The sequence below is a fragment of the Neobacillus drentensis genome, from assembly GCF_036966985.1.
Lineage (GTDB): Bacteria > Bacillota > Bacilli > Bacillales > Cytobacillaceae > Neobacillus > Neobacillus drentensis_E.
In genome coordinates this window covers 1-1,976 of sequence record NZ_JBALSN010000618.1, presented here as the reverse complement: position 1 = coordinate 1,976, position 1,976 = coordinate 1, and the positions used below count along the sequence as shown (strand labels likewise).

Annotated in this window: 2 protein-coding genes; both read left to right on the top strand. The window is 36.4% G+C overall.

Going from position 1 to position 1,976, the window contains the following annotated elements:
* On the top strand, window positions 1–302 hold a 302-nt coding region (locus V7659_RS29180; protein ID WP_420491786.1), incomplete at its 5' end, for an ABC transporter permease subunit.
* Window positions 303–582: 280 nt separating this feature from the next.
* The coding region (locus V7659_RS29175; RefSeq protein WP_335543541.1) for a LamG-like jellyroll fold domain-containing protein at window positions 583–1,976 on the top strand (1,394 nt) is incomplete at its 3' end.

Below are 1,976 nucleotides of genomic sequence, written 5' to 3'. Positions count from 1 at the left end.
ATATGGGAGTATTATCTGCACTCTCTGGGCTTCTGTTTGCTGCACGATTAAACGCTGCAACGCCAAGAGCAGGAAATCTTTTTGAACTTGATGCAATTGCAGCATGTTTTATTGGCGGGGCTTCAGCATATGGTGGAATCGGTACGGTGCCAGGTGCTATTATAGGCGGTCTTGTTATGGGTGTCATGAATAACGGAATGTCCATACTAGGTTTAGGAATAGATTGGCAGCAAGGTATCAAAGGGCTTGTATTATTAGCTGCCGTAGCTTTTGATATTTATAATAAAAATAAATCTTCATAATATAATAGAGGCATTTTAAGAAAGGGGCTGAAGATAAAGGATAGGAAGTTCTGCAAAAAATGGTGAATACCATTCAAACCCCATCTATCAATCTAAAATAAGCTAGTATATGTAATTAGGTAGTAATGTAAAAATAAATTAGTAAAAATAGAAATGCCNNNATAAACAATCCATGTTTTTTATAAATACAGCTTTTGTGTTTTTTATTTAAAATTATCTAAAAGAGAAAGGAGTATAGTTTCCTGTAAAAAGAGTGAAGAAAAAATAGAGGAGGAAAGAAATGAAAGGTAGGCAGTATTTTTCATTATTTTTATCTGTATTAATGGTATTTTCACTGATCCCAAAACCGGTAATTCAAGCGGAGGAGATTGGCAGTACAGAAAATCGCTTAATCGCACACTATGATCTTTCGAGAGCGGATGGTAAGTTGACAGATGTTACTAACAATGGATTCGACGCAGAATATGTTGGGTTTCAAGATGGAGATTTCTTAGAAGAACAAAGCGATACAATTCTGAACTTCACAGGAGATAAGTCTAAATATGTAAAATTACCAAAAGGACTTATTGATGATGAAACATTTACAATTGAAACCAAATTTAGTACTACAACGAGTGCTGTCCATTGGCTTTACACCCTTGGGACAAAGGAAGGTTCTTGGCCGAATGTTAACAATTATATCTTTTTAAATCCAAAACAAGGAAATGGAACGACTCGTTTTGGGATTAAAAATTCTAGCACGGAACTTCTTTTCCAAAATGCAACAATTAAGACAGGTGAATATAATACTTTCACAGCAACATTTAAAGAGGGAGAAATTATCCTTTATTTAAATGGACAACAAGTAGGAATACTGCCACATACGTATAAGGTAATGGATATTCTTGCAACTGGGACAGACCCTGCAACTAATTTTATTGGATATATTGGTAAATCCTTGTACACAGCTGATGCAGCATTTACTGGAAAATTAGCTGATTTTAAGGTATATAACTATACATTATCAGCAGAAGAGGTAAAACTGAATGCTGGTTTATCAGATGAGGAAATTGTTGCATTAGCAAAAGCCAACTTAAGAATTCCAAATGCAGATGACATTCGTGGAAACATTACATTACCAGCAAGTACGGATAGAGGTGCAACAATTACTTGGGAAACGGACAATGCAGCTGTTGTAAATGTAAATGAAGGAATTAATGAAAATTACGATAAGACCCCTGCAGGTGTTGTAACAAGACAGGAAACTAATACAAAAGTAACACTAACAGCAACAATCAAGTATAGGGGAGTAAGCGATACAAAGCAAATACCACTTACAGTTAAGGCTAAACCGGCAAAAAAGAATTTCACATCGTATTTATTTGCTCACTTTACAGGTGAAAGTGCAAATGGAGAACAGATGTATTTTGCTAGCAGTAAAGATGGTTTGCACTGGAAAGATTTAAATGAGGGTGATCCGGTATTAACGTCTGATGTAGGTGAAAAGGGTGTACGTGACCCGTCTATCATACGCTCAGCCGAGGGTGACAAATTCTACATTATTGCAACAGATTTAAGAATTGCCAGCGGAAAAGGCTGGGGTGCCGCACAAACGGCTGGAAGCAAATCACTGATCATTTGGGAGTCTACAGATTTAGTAAATTGGTCTAAACCAAGAATGGTAGAGGTAGCTCC